Origin of the sequence: Sphingobacterium sp. JUb56 (assembly GCF_014191365.1) — a bacterium.
Taxonomy (GTDB): Bacteria; Bacteroidota; Bacteroidia; order Sphingobacteriales; family Sphingobacteriaceae; genus Sphingobacterium; species Sphingobacterium anhuiense.
This window is the reverse complement of record NZ_JACHWL010000001.1, coordinates 1,134,714-1,150,586: the sequence shown is the minus strand read 5'-3', so window position 1 is coordinate 1,150,586 and position 15,873 is coordinate 1,134,714. Positions and strand designations below refer to the sequence as shown.

The 15,873-nt window shown below is 36.6% G+C and carries 16 protein-coding genes; 11 read left to right on the top strand and 5 right to left on the bottom strand.

Translation table 11 applies throughout. The features are described 5' to 3' along the window. Window positions 1–261: 261 nt before the first annotated feature. The 4 genes from FHR29_RS04560 to FHR29_RS04545 all read left to right on the top strand — a co-directional run bounded on the left by FHR29_RS04560 (window position 262) and on the right by FHR29_RS04545 (window position 3,773). Complete coding sequence (locus tag FHR29_RS04560; RefSeq protein WP_183912708.1) at window positions 262–1,098, top strand: SDR family oxidoreductase; 837 nt, start codon at window positions 262–264, stop codon at window positions 1,096–1,098. Window positions 1,099–1,223: 125 nt separating this feature from the next. Further along, window positions 1,224–2,123 (top strand): AraC family transcriptional regulator, encoded by a 900-nt coding sequence (locus FHR29_RS04555; protein WP_183912706.1) that lies wholly within the window; start codon window positions 1,224–1,226, stop codon window positions 2,121–2,123. Window positions 2,124–2,288: 165 nt separating this feature from the next. Then, complete coding sequence (locus FHR29_RS04550) at window positions 2,289–3,032, top strand: nucleotidyltransferase (protein WP_132845302.1); 744 nt, start codon at window positions 2,289–2,291, stop codon at window positions 3,030–3,032. Between the two features lie 36 nt (window positions 3,033–3,068). After that, entirely contained in the window at window positions 3,069–3,773 is a 705-nt protein-coding gene (locus FHR29_RS04545) for a metallophosphoesterase (protein ID WP_260291872.1), read from the top strand. 23 nt (window positions 3,774–3,796) lie between these two features. Here FHR29_RS04545 and FHR29_RS04540 read toward each other — a convergent pair whose 3' ends face one another. Next, the gene (locus FHR29_RS04540; RefSeq protein ID WP_183912701.1) at window positions 3,797–4,642 is read right to left on the bottom strand and encodes an AraC family transcriptional regulator; all 846 of its coding nucleotides are present in this window, start codon (window positions 4,640–4,642) and stop codon (window positions 3,797–3,799) included. A gap of 88 nt (window positions 4,643–4,730) precedes the next feature. Here FHR29_RS04540 and FHR29_RS04535 point away from each other — a divergent pair, with 88 nt between their 5' ends. The 5 genes from FHR29_RS04535 (at window position 4,731) to FHR29_RS04515 (ending at window position 10,265) form a co-directional block, all read left to right on the top strand. Further along, complete coding sequence (locus FHR29_RS04535; RefSeq protein ID WP_183912699.1) at window positions 4,731–5,915, top strand: MFS transporter; 1,185 nt, start codon at window positions 4,731–4,733, stop codon at window positions 5,913–5,915. Window positions 5,916–6,172: 257 nt separating this feature from the next. Then, window positions 6,173–7,204: an AraC family transcriptional regulator gene (locus FHR29_RS04530; protein ID WP_183912697.1), complete on the top strand. Its 1,032-nt coding sequence runs from the start codon at window positions 6,173–6,175 to the stop codon at window positions 7,202–7,204. A 109-nt stretch (window positions 7,205–7,313) separates the two neighbouring features. Further along, window positions 7,314–7,778 carry a nuclear transport factor 2 family protein gene (locus FHR29_RS04525; protein ID WP_183912695.1) on the top strand — a complete coding sequence of 155 codons (465 nt, stop codon included), beginning with the start codon at window positions 7,314–7,316 and terminating at the stop codon, window positions 7,776–7,778. A 13-nt stretch (window positions 7,779–7,791) separates the two neighbouring features. Next, window positions 7,792–8,955, top strand: coding sequence for a nuclear transport factor 2 family protein (locus tag FHR29_RS04520; RefSeq protein ID WP_183912693.1), 1,164 nt, complete (start codon window positions 7,792–7,794; stop codon window positions 8,953–8,955). Window positions 8,956–9,401: 446 nt separating this feature from the next. After that, complete coding sequence (locus FHR29_RS04515; protein ID WP_132768623.1) at window positions 9,402–10,265, top strand: OmpA family protein; 864 nt, start codon at window positions 9,402–9,404, stop codon at window positions 10,263–10,265. A 280-nt stretch (window positions 10,266–10,545) separates the two neighbouring features. Here FHR29_RS04515 and FHR29_RS04510 read toward each other — a convergent pair whose 3' ends face one another. The 3 genes from FHR29_RS04510 to FHR29_RS04500 all read right to left on the bottom strand — a co-directional run bounded on the left by FHR29_RS04510 (window position 10,546) and on the right by FHR29_RS04500 (window position 12,902). Further along, window positions 10,546–11,508, bottom strand: coding sequence for a hypothetical protein (locus FHR29_RS04510; protein WP_183912691.1), 963 nt, complete (start codon window positions 11,506–11,508; stop codon window positions 10,546–10,548). 35 nt (window positions 11,509–11,543) lie between these two features. Further along, a complete protein-coding gene (locus FHR29_RS04505; protein ID WP_183912689.1) occupies window positions 11,544–12,188 on the bottom strand; it encodes a DUF4468 domain-containing protein in 645 nt (214 codons plus the stop codon). 120 nt (window positions 12,189–12,308) lie between these two features. Further along, window positions 12,309–12,902, bottom strand: a complete 594-nt coding sequence (locus tag FHR29_RS04500) for a DUF4468 domain-containing protein (protein ID WP_183912687.1) — start codon at window positions 12,900–12,902, stop codon at window positions 12,309–12,311. 419 nt (window positions 12,903–13,321) lie between these two features. Here FHR29_RS04500 and FHR29_RS04495 point away from each other — a divergent pair, with 419 nt between their 5' ends. Next, complete coding sequence (locus FHR29_RS04495) at window positions 13,322–14,305, top strand: 1-phosphofructokinase family hexose kinase (RefSeq protein WP_260291863.1); 984 nt, start codon at window positions 13,322–13,324, stop codon at window positions 14,303–14,305. 168 nt (window positions 14,306–14,473) lie between these two features. Here FHR29_RS04495 and FHR29_RS04490 read toward each other — a convergent pair whose 3' ends face one another. Further along, window positions 14,474–14,890, bottom strand: a complete 417-nt coding sequence (locus FHR29_RS04490) for a hypothetical protein (RefSeq protein ID WP_183912685.1) — start codon at window positions 14,888–14,890, stop codon at window positions 14,474–14,476. Window positions 14,891–15,392: 502 nt separating this feature from the next. On the opposite strand from FHR29_RS04490, the gene FHR29_RS04485 reads away from it, so the two are divergent. Beyond that, the gene (locus FHR29_RS04485; protein WP_183912683.1) at window positions 15,393–15,869 is read left to right on the top strand and encodes a GNAT family N-acetyltransferase; all 477 of its coding nucleotides are present in this window, start codon (window positions 15,393–15,395) and stop codon (window positions 15,867–15,869) included. Window positions 15,870–15,873: the final 4 nt, after the last annotated feature.

Sequence of the window (15,873 nt, the reverse complement as noted above, 5' to 3'; positions counted from 1 at the left end):
CCTTTTGAAACTATTTTCAAAAGGAATTAGTTGTTTATACTGATTTAACTAATTCTACCGGCATCCCCCTTCTCATCCTTATGCTGATTTATTTAAGGGTTATAAGTTTATGATATGCATCACGAATTTTACTACAGGTGCCAAATAGTACCGCTCCATCGTTTGAATGATACAAGTTTCGGTTTCTTTCAAACAATTTTAAAAGTAGTCATTACTATAATTTTGTCATACACAATATGAAACATATTTAAAGTTAACAAAATGAAAACAGTACTAATAACGGGATCATCTTCAGGAATAGGAAGAGCATCTGTATTGAAATTCAGTAGAGAAGGATGGAATGTCATCGCAACAATGAGAAGTCCCGAAAAGGAATTTGAATTACAAAAGACAGCACATATCCTAGTCACGGCTCTGGATGTCAATAAACCAGAAACAATTGACACAGCAATCCAAGCAGGGCTTAAAAAATTTGGAAATATCGATGCAGTCGTCAATAATGCCGGCGCTGCTGTGTTCGGTGTTTTTGAAAATGCTACACAAGAGCAGGTGACAAATCTTTTTAACACTAATGTATTCGGTCCGATGCATGTTCTGAGGGCGTTACTACCACATTTTAGAAAACAGAGATCTGGAACAGTCATTAATATAACTTCGACTGGTGGTAGAATTACATTTCCAACTTGTAGTCTCTATCATGCAACTAAATTTGCTTTAGAAGGATTCACCGAAGCACTGGCGTACGAACTTATACCTTTTGGAATCAGAACTAAGATTATTGAACCTGGATCAACAGACACTAAATTTATTGGCGCTGCTGAAGGAACACCCGGAGATAACAAGGAATACGAAGAATTTATTAATATTGGACTGCAAAACTGGATAAAATACGATACAATGACTTCGTCGCCAGAAGAAATTGCAGCTACCATTTTTGCTGCCGCAATAGATAATACCGATCAGCTACGTTATATAGCTGGTAAAGACGCAGAATTATATATCGGAAAATTACAGAATGATGAGAATCAAAACTACGTTGATTACATGCGTGCAAGATTTATCCCGGAATACCTGAATAAAACCCCTATTGAATCATAAAAAGTAAAAAATATTCGATCAGAAGAACAAAAAATAGAATATTATATATTTGTAAATACGTTCACCTATCGCGCCCTAGATAGTTGAACGTATTTATAATATGCAATTCATCTAATGAAATAGGCATGCGTGAAAAATACATAAATCATACACAAAAGTTCGCAGACTTTGAATCCTCTGCTCGTTTTGATCAGAAATATAATGATCAATCCTCATCTTTCCGATTTTTCAATTCTTCCGATTGCGCAACCGGAAATACGATTGCATACCGGAGAAGGGATTTTTATAAAATCAGTTTATTGAAAGGCGATTATATTGTTCATTATGGCGATGAAAGTATTAGCGTATCAGGCCTATCATTATCTTTTTTTTCACCTTTAGTTCCCTATACGATTGAGGTATTGAAAGAGGAAGAAAACGCGGGTTTTATCATTTTCACAGAACTTTATTACGATTCATTTTTTAAAAGCAGTATCTCGCTATTTCCTATATTTAATGGAAAAAATAAACCAATTTATAATATCCCGGCAACGCTAATAAAAGAAGTTGAAAATTTATTTTATAAAATTGAAAAACAGAGTCGCTCTGCATATGTATTGAAAGACGATATGATCCGAAATCATATCAATGAATTGATGCACATTGCTCATACGCTTACTCCAGTAGCCGAAAGAAATCATAAACTTACTTCCAAAGAACGTCTCTATACTATTTTTAATGAGTTATTAGAAAGACAGTTTCCGATTGATAGTTCAAAGACTTCATACCTCCGTACTGCAAGTAACTTTGCTGCATTATTGCATGTGCATGTGAACTATCTCAATCGCATTTTAAAAGAAGTGACAGGTAAAACAACCAGTACACTTCTTTATGAAAGGTTACTAAAAGAATCAATTATTCTTCTTAAACACACGAACTGGAGCATATCAGAAATTTCCTTTTCTTTAGGTTTCAAAGATGTATCACATTTTAATCACTTTTTCAGAAAGCAAACCAATGCCACACCAAGCACTTTCAGGAGCTAATGATTAAAAATTTAAGATATCAAGCGATATTTTGTCCAAAGTATCAAATACGCTGTTTACAACAGCCCTTAATACGGATTCCTGACTGTTGACTTATTAGGTACCAAACTAATGGGGTTGTGAAATTGTTGTATTCTAAACGATATCATTTACTAAGTATACTATATGCTCACAACGGACAAAGAAAAACGGGAATCAGGAGATTTTTATAAAGACGCACTACTCCTCTTACAGGAGTGTGAGTGTCAGTTTATGTTAGGCGGTGCTTTTGCCATGTTCCACTATACGGGCATCTTTAGAGACACCAAAGATTTGGATATCTTCTGCAAGAGCAGTGAATATCCTAAAATTCTGAAACACTTTGCCGAAAAGGGTTATCAAACCGAGCTGACGGATGTAAGATGGCTTGCAAAAGTCTTCCATGGCGATTATTTTATCGATATTATATTCGATACCGTAAACAATATCTGTACAGTAGACGACAGTTGGTACGAACGGGCACCAAGCGGTCATTTTGCAGACGTACCTGTTAAATTTATTCCCGTAGAAGAACTCCTTTGGTGTAAAATTTATGTGCAGAACCGAGAGCGTCACGATAGTGCTGACATCAACCATATTCTGTTGAAATATGGAAAAAATGTAGATTGGGAATTACTGCTGAAACGCTTAGACCCACACTGGCACCTTCTATTGGCTCAATTGCTTATTTTCCAGTTTGTATATCCTTCAGACTATCGTGAGATAATCCCCAAATGGTTATTTGACGAACTGATGAGAAGAGCTGCAGAGCAATATGACATTCCCTCTCCCGTCGAAAAAGTATGTCGCGGTCCGCTTATTGACCAAACCCAATATGAGGTAGATGTAAAAGAATGGAATTACAAATCATACACGATAACGACAATATAATCTATGGAAGTACGCAAAAAAACGAGAATCGCCGCCATGGCGGATATACATGTTCGTGTTTCAGACAAAGGATTGCTCAAGGGCATATTTGAAGAATTAAATGAAAAAGCCGATGTACTGGCGATATGCGGTGATCTGACTGATACTGGAGACGAAGAAGAAGCTAAAATATTAGGTGAAGAATTAAAAGCATTGCGCATACCTGTTGTCGGCGTTTTAGGCAATCATGATTACGAAAAAGGCAGACAGAAAATCATCAAACAAATTCTGACTGAACATCATATGACTATTTTAGATGGCGAATCTATTGTCTTAGCAGATGTTGCATTTGCAGGTGTAAAAGGATTTGGAGGTGGATTTGATCAATATATGCTGTCTATTTTCGGAGAAGATATGATGAAGCAATTTGTGCATGAAGTCGTCAATGAATCTTTGCAGCTTGACCGTGCACTGACTCGGCTAGAACAAGAATGTCCTCATCTGCCTAAAGCCGTACTCCTACACTATGCACCGATAAAAGATACCGTTGTAGGTGAACCCGAGCAGCTGTTCCCTTTTCTTGGCTCTTCACACCTGGCAGAACCCCTGACCAGAAGACAGGTGTCGATTGCCTTTCATGGTCATGCACATGGCGGCACACTCAGCGGTCATACCACAAGTGAAATCCCCGTATACAATGTCGCTCTTCCGGTATTAAAACGGGAGAAAGAGGGTCAGTCCTATTTAATTGTAGAAGTTTAAAATTTTTCTGATCAAAAAAGGTCTTAGGCAACGACCTTATTACCCTTCGTCTTTTTAAATTCTGATAAGCTCATCTGATGCCGTTTTTTGAAAAACTTATTCAGATGGCTTTCATCTGAAAAACCAAACTCTGTGACGATTTCATTGACACGCATATCACTGAACAGCACCCGGTGTTCAATCAAGCGCATTTTATAATTCAAGATGTACTGCTGAATCGTTTCTCCGGACTGATTTTTAAAGTAACTGCCCAGATAGGTTTCTGAAAACCCGAATTTCTTCGCGATCACAGCAACTTTCAATAATGCGGGATCATGGATGTTGCCTTGGATATAATCTATAATCTGAATCACCCTCTTATCCGAATTGGAGGTAATCTGCTCCGCTCGCATCTTCGAAATATTTCGTGCTGCGATGACAATCAACGCATTCACGTAATTCAACGTCAGCTCATCCTGATACAGATCCGGATGATGGATACCATGAAGCAGTGATTCCACAATCGAATTGACTAAAACAACATCAGGCTTATTCTGTAAAATACAGCCCGACAAAAAAGAAGCACCGTACAGGAGGCATTCCATGGAATTAATGCTGTTCCAGGGGTAGTTTTTCACATAACGTTCACTGAACTTCACAAGCAACAGGTCTGTACTTTCCAAGATTTCGAGGTGATGCTGATCATTTGGTGTCAGGAGAATCAGACTGCCTTTACTGTAAGAAGCCATATTGTTGTTGATGTTCAGAAATCCTTTTCCAGAAATAACATACACAATCTGAAAAAAGGAAAAATGCATATCCCGTAATGGACAACTAGCGCCCTGATGGTATTCCACCTTGACCAATTCATCGATGTTCTCGCGTTTCATAAGGCAAAAATACCTAATTATCATGAAAATATACTGATTTTTCACATTTTTTCTGTTCAATTTTGCCATACATAAATTTTAACAAATAATGAAAACATCAATTTACGTCTTAGCACTTGGCGCTTTTGGCATTATAACCACAGAATTTGGGATCGTCGGCATCCTACCGACCATCAGTCGGCAATTTGACGTATCCATCGATACGGCAGGTTGGCTGTTGAGTGCCTTTGCGATCACCGTCGCCGTTTCCTCCCCTTTTATCACCTCATTTACGACGAAGATAAACCGAAAGCTATTGCTCTCTCTGGTCATGAGTATCTTTGTATTTTCGAATTTAATTTCCGCCTTTTCGACCAACTTCAACATGCTGATGGTCGCCCGTATCTTACCTGCGATCCTGCATCCGCTATTCTGGAATATCGCCATCGCCATTGCATTTAAAGAAAAGGGTGCAAAAGGCGTTTCTACCGTTATGCTGGGGTTAAGCTTAGCGACGGTACTGGGTATCCCCCTCACCACCTATGCCGTAGATCTGTTCCAGAACTGGCAGGCTTCCTTTTTCCTCAGTAGCGCAATCAGTTTAATCGCCTTTATCGGTCTATTGCTCTTTATTCCTTCTATGCCGGCCGATCAGGCGATATCGACCAAAAATCAGGTCGAAGTGTTGAAAAGCCCGCTTCTATGGCTCAATCTTATTTCTACCATAGCCACTTTAGGAGCCATGTTTGCCAGCTATACCTACCTGACCGCCTATCTGGAAGAGATTACCAAGATGGACGGTGCGCAGATCAGTATGATGCTGCTCCTTTTCGGTGGCATGGGAACTTTAGGAAACTGGCTGATGGGACTGGCCCTGAACAGAAATGTACTCTTAACCGCCAGACTGTTTTTAATACTCTTAGTCACGGTACAGATCCTCGCTTACTATTTTGGCGGACATTATATTCCGATGGTCATCATCGTATCCCTTTGGGGGATGATCCATACCGGCGGATTTTTGGTGTCCAATATCCGGACCACGCAATCTGTTCCGCATCATGCCTTAGAATTTGTGAACAGCCTACTGACTTCCTCTTTTAATATCGGAATTTCCTTAGGAGCATTTCTAGGCGGAATAATCAGTGTACATTATGGTGTTCATTACGTTTTATGGGTGAGTATCCTGTTGCTGTCGGTTACGTTTATCCTAAGTTTTGTAAGCTTCCCGAAGAAGATCTCAGAAAACGAAGAAGAAAACCAATTGGACAGAGCTGCATCAGCCTGTGTACACTAAATGAGACGAAGGTTATATTATAACCAAAGAGCGCTTCCATATGGAGGCGCTCTTTGGTTATGATTTATACAATACCCATAAAATTGCTATTTTATCGTAATAAAACATGAACTCCTAAAAGGTGTAGTCAAGTTTGGTATAATGCAAACCAAAAATTCTAGAAAGAATATAATTGTAACGAAAAAAACACGATTATTTATAAAAACTATCAGCTAAAATTTCACTATTTTAGCTGAAACATATTTTTAGTTCAATCCATGACAGAGCCTAATCAATTGCTTTTCTTTTTTAGTGCATTAGGTGCTTTCAACGGTTTGCTACTTTCTCTTTATGTTGCGATCAATACAAAGAAAAAGGTTTTTGCCAACTATTTTTTAGCTTTCTTGTTACTGGTGCTAAGTATCCGGATTATCAAATCCGTCTTTTTCTATTTTAATCCTGAATTATCCAATATTTTTATTCAGATCGGTCTTTCCGCTTGCATTTTGATCGGCCCGTTCCTGTTTTTGTATCTTAAATCTTTTTCCGGCAACAAGAATTCCAGTTGGGTCGTTCATATCCTGCCGTTTATCGTGGGCATTACAATTTTAGGAATTGCCTATCCTTATACCGAACATCGAGGTGTCTGGAGCCACTGGATTGTCCTGGGTATTTACATGCAATGGCTGGTTTATATGATCGCATCATTTAAATACCTGATACCAATTTTAATTAAAATAAAGGCAAAAGAAAAATTAATGGATTTCGAGGTATGGTTGCTCAGTATTTATACAGGTGTTGCCATTATTTGGTTCGCTTACAAATTTGGTGCTTACGCCTCTTATATTGTAGGGTCATTGTCCTTTTCTTTTGTTTTCTACTTAATTCTGTTACTTATCATTTTTAGAAATAGCCGGGAAACTACTTTTTTCCAGGAAAAAGAAAAATACAAAAATAAAGAAATTGATACCGAAACATTAGATCTCATGCATCAGAAACTCGCTATCATCGTTGATCAGGAATTATTCCTGGATCCCAATTTCACCCTTGAGACCGCAGCAAAAGAACTAAAAGTGACAAAGCATCTGTTGTCCCAGTATATCAATGAAACCTTGGGGAAATCCTTTTCCAACCTCATCAAAGAATATCGGATTGAAAAAGCAAAACAATTATTGGAAAAAGAAAGCAATTACACCATCGAAAGTTTAGGTTATGACAGTGGCTTTAGCTCGAAGTCAACTTTCTTCACCGCATTTAAAAAAATCACCGGTTCCACTCCTGCTGAATATCAAAAATCACAGTCCAAATAAGTTCTATTTTATAACATCGAACTTCTTATTTATAACCTAAAACCCCTTTCAATAGCCTTTCTCAGATATTTGAACTTATTAATTTTAACAATTTCAAATCATTAAAAAAATGAGAAAAGTACTATTATTTATCGGGCTAATTCTGTTGATGCTACAGGTTAACGCTCAAACTGATGATGCCAATAACGACTGGAATTTGGTTCAAAAAACCCTAAATCTCTACCTAGACGGAATAGGCACGAGCGATTCCATCAAGGTTTCTAAATCTTTTCACGATTCTTGGCAATTGAAATATTTTGAGGATGACAAGATAAATATCATCAAAAAACCAAAATATATGGAACGTTTTGACAGTGCTCCCCATGCAAAATCGGCTAAATGGTCGGGACGTATTGTCTTTATTGATATCACCAACACTGTTGCCGTCGCAAAAGTGGAAATCAGCACAACAAAATTACTGTTTACCGATTACTTTAATCTCATGAAGACCAGTGACGGCTGGTATATTGTCGATAAAATTTCGACCAGAAGTCCGCACAGAACCTTAGAAACCCCAACTGCTTCAGCAAAATAAAAATCGATCTAACATGACAAAACTATTCATATTGCTACTTGCTATTGTAGGTTTGAATGTAAACATTCACGCGCATATAGATTTAAATGTCAGTATTCAAACACAACATAAAATCTTGTTTGTTACCTCAAATCAGGATTTTTACGGAAACACCAAGATCAGTACATCCAACCATTTCGGTGAAATTATTCATCCTTACGATGTTTTTATAAAGGCGGGGTTTCAAGTTGATTTCATCAGCCCCAAAGGTGGCGCCATCTCTATTGGTTACCTCAACACTTCCGATAGTCTCCAGAAGAAGTACCTGTATGATGCGTGGTTTATGGATAAATTGGAACATACATTGAAACCAACCGAAATAGTGGCAGATAATTACTCCGCCATTTTTTACAGTGGTGGTGGCGCTGCTATGTTCGGAGTAGCGGAAGACCAGACCATTCAGCAGATCGCCAGAGACATCTATAATAAGAATGGCGTTATTTCCACCCTCTGTCACGGAACAGCCGGAATAGCTTATTTGAAGGATCATAACGGTAAATCGCTTTATGCAGGAAAAAAAATTACCGGTTACCCCGACAAATTTGAAGATACCGAGATGGACTATTACAAAGCATTTCCGTTTTCAATAGACCAGGCCATTAAAAAAAATGAGGGCAATTTTGTTTATTCCGACAAGGCTGGAGATGGCTTCTATATAGTCGATGGCAGATTTGTAACAGGTCAAGATCCAAGTTCAGCGACGTTAGTGGCTAATGAAGTGGTGAAAATTTTAAACAAAAATATAAAAAGCACCAGTCCTGTTTTTCAAACCGATTCAGAGCAAGTAACAGCAACACTTCTGCATTACATAGAGGGAACAGCAAACGGACAACCAGAAAGGCTTCGCAAAGCCTTTCATCCCAATTTTAATCTATACACCGTAGCAAAAGATTTTTTATGGACACGCTCTGGTCAAGAATACATCGCGAATATAAAAGTTGGAGAAAAAGTAAATAGAATCGGGAAAATTATCTCCATTGACATTGAAAAAGATGCAGCCATTGCCAAAGCTGAAATTGTAATTCCCAATGTGCGCAGGTTTACCGATTATTTCTTACTCCTAAAATATGAGGGTACCTGGAAAATAGTTCATAAAAGCTATTCGTGGATAGATTTACCCCCAACGGAAAGCAAGTAAATGATCTGATCTATTTTCTCGCTCTATTACTTTCAACTGGATCAGCACTTTATTATGACTTTTATGGGAACAGAATTAAATAATGATCACAAGCCACTACGCTGCAAGATAAAAAAACAGCACTTCCATACGGAGGTGCTGAACTTATTAATGATACATTATGAGTCTTTTTCTACGATAAATTATCACATTACCATCATTTAATATTCGATTGCCGGAAAGAAGCTCAGCACACTTTTGCTATAAACTTTTGTTTGCTAAAATAAGAAACGATTTTCTTCGTTTATGATTGTATCTATGAATTAACATCAGCTTGTGAGCCAATAAGGCATCAATTTTGTGTTATACTATTGGTCTGGCTAGAGACGTAATAAAAAAAGGTAATTAACTATTTTTATTATATCTCCGAGATGCCTGTCAAGCATTAATTTTTAATTTTAAAAACTATGAAATATCCGTTAATTATTTGCGCTCTCCTAGCGCTGGCAACTTTAGGATCAAGTTGTACCAGTAATAAAAAATTTGCCGCACTACAAGCAAGTTACACCCAACTACAGCAAAGTAATCAGGACCTGAGCAGTCGCTTACAGGCATCTGAAAGTGATTTAAACGGTTCAAAAATACGGATTAAGAGTCTCGATGAGCAGATTGCTTCCGAAAAAGCAAATGTTGCCGCTTTACAGACAGCTTTAAACAATTGTCTAAATTCCAGCACGCAGGGAAATGCTAATGTTTCGAAACTTGTCGATGAGATTAATTCGTCCAACAAATACATTCAGCAGCTTGTCAATAGCAAAAACAAAAGTGATTCACTTAATTTAGTGCTGACCAACAACCTGACACGCTCCCTAAGCAGAGAAGAAATCAGAGATGTTGATATCCAGGTATTAAAAGGTGTCGTCTATATATCCCTTGCTGATAATATGCTGTACAAATCTGGAAGCTATGAGATCTCAGACAAAGCAGGTGAAACATTAGCGAAGATTGCCAAGATTATCACCGATTACAACAGTTACGATGTATTGATTGAAGGTAACACCGATAATGTGCCTATCAGCATGCCTAATATCCGCAACAACTGGGATTTAAGTACGTTAAGAGCTTCATCCGTGGTGATGGCTTTGCAGAACAATTATGGAGTAGATCCAAAACGTTTAACCGCAGCGGGACGTGGCGAATATAATACCATCGCACCTAACGATAACGAAGCTGGAAAAGCAAGAAACAGAAGAACACAGATCATCATTACCCCTAAGTTAGATCAGTTTATGGAACTTATCGGTAAAGCGCCAGAAACAAGTCTGGACTAAATAATTGATGGTTTACAGCTGCAACATTTGTTATTCGAATGGCAGCGAAATCCAAAAAGAAAAAGCTAATCGAAAGATTAGCTTTTTCTTGTTTAAAGACCTTGATTACCTATTTAACGGATCGGTTATCGACGGTAGTACTGTAATAATCAATTTTATTGCTTTACCAAGAGCATATCCTGCAACAATTGGTTATTTTATTGCCATCTGACAAGGATCTCAAATTCAAGGGCTAAGTACTGCATTACATAACCACTAATAACCAACTTATTACGTATTATTATTTTTTTAGGATGTAGTCCTTACCTTTTTCTTTAAACCAATTATTTAGCTTTTCAATTCTACTTTTATTGAAGTCCATAAACCTAAAGTCAAGTGATGTTAAAGTATCCATTGCTGTTAAAAAATAAAATTGCTCTGCTTTTAGTTTCGTGTTAATTTCTTTTAGTAATAACTCTTCCAACATGGGCAAGGTTTGCAGAATTTCGGGATTCTCCCAAACTTTCATACAATCAAATTCCAATTTTTTCAACTTTGTGAGTTTAGCTAAGCTTGGTAATGTCTCTACTCTTGTAGCACCAAGTCTTAAAGACTGTAAGTTTTGAAAGTCTGCCAAAAAATCAACATTTTCTAACATTTTTATCGAAGTAATGCTCAGGTTGATCAGGGTCTCCCTATTAATTTGGTTAAAATCACTTGACGTTATACAATTATCAATACTCAAATGCCTAATATTATTCAAAGTTTTGAAAAAACTAAACGAATTAATTGTAGTAGATAAATGCAGATTAGTCAATTTACTACAACTTGACAAAGGCTCTAATGCCATAAATTTTCCTGTCAAACTAATACTGGACAGTTGATTTAATTTTTCAATAAAGGAAAGATCAAGCTTTTTTTTAGGTTCAAGTCGTAAACTTGTCAGTTGCTCCATTTCTGCAACTTCTTGTAAAGAAGTATTATTAAAACCATTGAAATAAAGTTTTTTAACATTACCCATTTTTGTCAATAATGACAGTTCTTCATTTGTTATGATGCGATTATCAGCAACACTCCAAACATGAAGAATTAAATCTGGTCTTACCTGAAAAACGATTTCATTTAGATCTTTTAATACGGATAATGCTTCCGCTCCAAAAGCAAATGTTACAGAAGCATTAGGTCGCAATATTTGAATTGCATCATTCATTTTAACGTTTGTCCAAGGAACTCCGTTCATGGAATGAATCCATTTTTCTGCCATAACTTATCCTAACGAAAACCTATTTTAAACACTTATTACCAATTACTGATTGTATTCGATTTATCAATAATCTGTTTTACGATTGCATTAAGATGAGTATTCAGTCCATTGGTAGCATCTTCTAAAATCAATTTGCCATTTTGGTCATAAATCGCCACTCGATCGTTCTTGCCTTTAACAAGATTTAGCGTCGTCCAGCCACTATTGCCATAGCTTCTTCCAGCTCTGAAAGTTCCTTCGTACCATCTTTTAAGTTCAAAAGTAGGACTGTTGACCCGAATCTTGCCATCTTTAAAAAGAAAGGACAAGGTATACGACAGGTCATATTTATAATTCGTTTTTCCAAAACCACCACTGCTATGTCTCACAGGTATGGCTTTTTCTTCATATGCTGTCAGTGTAATACTTTCACCTTCCAGGACACTGAGACCTTTTTGAGGATTGCTGTACAGCGAATTTATGGCATTGAGTACATTCTTGTACAAATCCGCCTGTTTTACGTTAGGAACATCTACGACAGCAAAATCTTTATTGTCGTTGGATACAAAACCGTTGGCTGTTAGTTTAAAATATTGCGCAAAACTCAGCTGTGTAACCAGCAAAAGTATCACCATACCTAGCATTTTCTTCATATTCATCATCTTGAAAATTTTCAATTCTACCTTTGTTGCTGGATTCATGATTTAAATCATGCATGATCCAATTTGGATCAACAAAAATATAATTATTTGTCAAATGGCAAAAAATAAGTTTTAGAGATACGTGATTTTCAGAAGGCCACTTCTTTATTTCAAAGTAAATTACCAGTTATTGATCGTTCCAGATTTATCAATGATCTGTTTTAAGAGTGTATTAAAATGACTGTTTAAACCATCGTAGGCATCTTCAAATCTTACTTTTCCATTATCTTCAAAAAGATATAATTTCGATTTTCCGACTTTTTTCAGGCTTAACGTAACCCATTCATCCCCACTCCAGCCACTTGCTCCTTTGTAAGACCCTTCGACATATCGTCTCGCTTCAAAATCAGGACTGTTGATCCGAATCTTACCGTCTTTAAAAAGAAAAGTCAGTGTATACGATAAATCATATTTACGAAGTGTTTTTCCCAGCCCATTAGAAAGTTTTATCGGTAAAACTTCCTCCTCATAGGCTGCTATACTAATACTTTCACCCTCAACGACACTAAGCCCTTTTTGAGGATTTCTGTATATGGTATTAATCGCATTGAGAACATTTTTATATAAATCCACTTGCTTTACATTCGGGACTTCCACCACCGTATAATCACTGTTGTCGCTGGATACAAAACCCTTAGGCGTTAGTTTAAAATATTGAGCAAAACTCATCTGGGTGACCAGTACAAGGATGACAATACCTAGCATTTTTTTCATATTCATAATTTTTTAGTATTTTAAATGAGCTGCTTTCTCTTGGATCAATGATTGTTCCATTTTCCTAAATTACGCCCTTTTTTGTTTTAAAATTTACGTAAATAGACTGGAGACCAATTTTGATTGCCGTTTTGAGTATTTCAGTTGCATTTGGATACAAGAAACACGAAGTGCTTTGGTGGTTTTAGGCGCTTCATTAATCTGTTATATATTGACACGAATAGGACTACAAACACGACAGAAAATAAGGGCGAACATACAACAGCCATTTGGCAAAATAAAACAATAAAAAACGAAAACACGATAGCTAACAAGGTATTGCCAAAAGAGGGGCTGAAGGAAATCAATTAAACTTTTTAACTATATTTGAATAGGTATTTCTATTAAATGGCGATGTTAAAAATCCCCGTAGCAACTTTATGATTCGCCAACAGCTAAATATAAACAAAATGTCAAAATCAGTCCTAACCATAACATTAAACCCCTGCATTGATAAAAGCAGTACGGTTAAAGGGCTTGTACCCGAAAAGAAACTGCGTTGTGAAGCTCCAAAATATGAACCCGGTGGCGGAGGTATTAATGTATCACGCGCATTAAAAAGATTAGGGATAGCATCAACTACAATTCTTACATCGGGAGGCAGGACAGGGAAACTTCTTGAAGAGCTTTTGCAAAAGGAAGAGCTTGATATTTTGCCTTTGCCGGTTGGAAATGAAACAAGAGAAAACTTTATTGTTGTAGATACTTTAAATAATCAACAATTCAGGTTTGGTTTTCCGGGGCAACCTATATCTGAGGAAGAACAAATCAATATTTTAAGAACTATTGAAAGCATAAGTACTTTTCCTGAAATAACAATTATAAGCGGCAGCTTACCTGAACAAGTTAAACCGGAATTTATAAAGGACATTATTCAGATATGTAAGCACAAAAACAGCAAAGTCATTGTAGACACCTCTGGTAAAGCATTGGAAATAGCTGTGAACGAGGGTGTTTTTCTTGTGAAGCCGAATATTGGAGAGTTAGCAGCTCTTTCAGGAAAAAGCGAATTGACCGAAACCACAATGGATGAAGCCGCTAAAAATTTGATACAAAACGGTAAAGCGGAAATAATTGTTGTTTCTTTAGGTGCTAAAGGTGCTGTACTGTATTCTGAAAAAGGAAAGATACAACAAGCCGCTCCCCTTGTAAAAGTCAGGAGCACTGTCGGAGCAGGAGATAGTATGGTCGCAGGTATGGTTTCTGTTATGGTAAATGAGGGAAATGCGGAAGAAATATTGCGTATGGGCATTGCTTGTGGTACAGCGACCACAATGGCAGAAGGAACTGGGCTTTTTTTGAAGGAAGACGTAGATAATTTATACCAATATCTCCTCCAAAAGCATAAGGGCAATGGTAAATAATCAACCGGGTTAGACGTAAAAAAAAACGGTAAGATTATTCAAATAAAAAAGTCCTGAGGCATTTATATGAATATCATCTGTGAAAATTTTATCATTTAAAAAAGCCGTTTACATGATTGCAAACGGCTTTTTTTGAATTAGTAACGATATGCGTAGTGTATTAAACTGCTATAGCCCAAGTGAATCTCTGATCTGCTTATTAGATTCCTTTAGGATAGAATCCATATTAGTAATATTACTTTCTTTGATAAATTTATTATTATTGACCAGATCTTTTTGGATTAATTCATAATATTCAACAGGAATTCCTTTGGCTACAAACTCTTTTTCACTTAAGTTGAACACCATCTTATTATCTTTTACGGCAAGATTTTCATAAGTAACAATCGCAAGCTTTTTTAATAATGCTTGCTGTTCAGGCGTTCGTAAACTATCCGGTATCTGCTGTACATAATGATAACCTGATTTAAAATAAGGCTCATCCTTCTTAATTTCCGTTACTTTTTTATTTTCTACTGTTTTATTACTATTCTGACATGAGAATAATATTAAAATTATAAATGGAATAAAAACAAGCTTTTTCATCCTTCCAAGATAACGTTTTTTTTATGTTGTTGCCTTCCAATTTGCTTTACCTCCATTAGAATCAGTAGTTTGAAAGGTAAAACTAACGGAGATATTAGAAGCATCAAGATCTACATCTATTGAAGTCCATGATACATCGCTTCATTACATATTTCTGAATTGACGTTCCGAATAACAGGTTGGAATACTCCCGAACTTTCCATTTGGAGAATTTAAGATACGTAGCAACATTATCCATAACATCCGCGGAATTACTTTTAATGCACCATTTTGCAGTTCACCCTATTGTTACTTATGCAAAAAACGCATTAAATAATAGTAAAATAGCATTTTTTTCCATTAATACATTTGATACTTTTACACTTAGAAAGAGGATAAGGTATATTTAGAATTAGATAATAACTAAACTTAAAATCACATCTATTGTATTTAGAAGCATGATCTACGAATTATCTTATAGATCAATTCAAATACAAAAAAACTTCAATTCAACTTTAAAAATATGAATGCAAACCATCCAGAAATAAAAATACGCAAGGCAGTTGCTGCCGACAGTGAAAAGCTGTGGCTTCTGATGAAAGAATTGGCAGTCTTTGAAAATTACATCGAATCATTTGCTATTACACCAGATATCGTTTTAGAAAGTGGCTTAAAAAAAAGTCCTCCCGACTTTTACGCTATCGTTGCTGAAGATGGGGATGCACTCGTAGGTATGCTGGTATATTACTTTCTTCCGTATACGGCACAGAACAGACCGTCGATCTATTTAAAAGAACTATTTGTGGATACCAATTACAGAGGTCAAAAAATCGGAGAACAGTTAATGAATGCATTACGTATCGAAGCTGAGCATAACAACTGTGCACAAATAAAATGGACCGTAGCACCTTGGAACGAATCTGGAAAAAAATTCTACGAACGGCTGGGTGCAAATGAGAATACAGAATGGTTAAACTATGAGTGGAACATTTCAAAATAAAAAA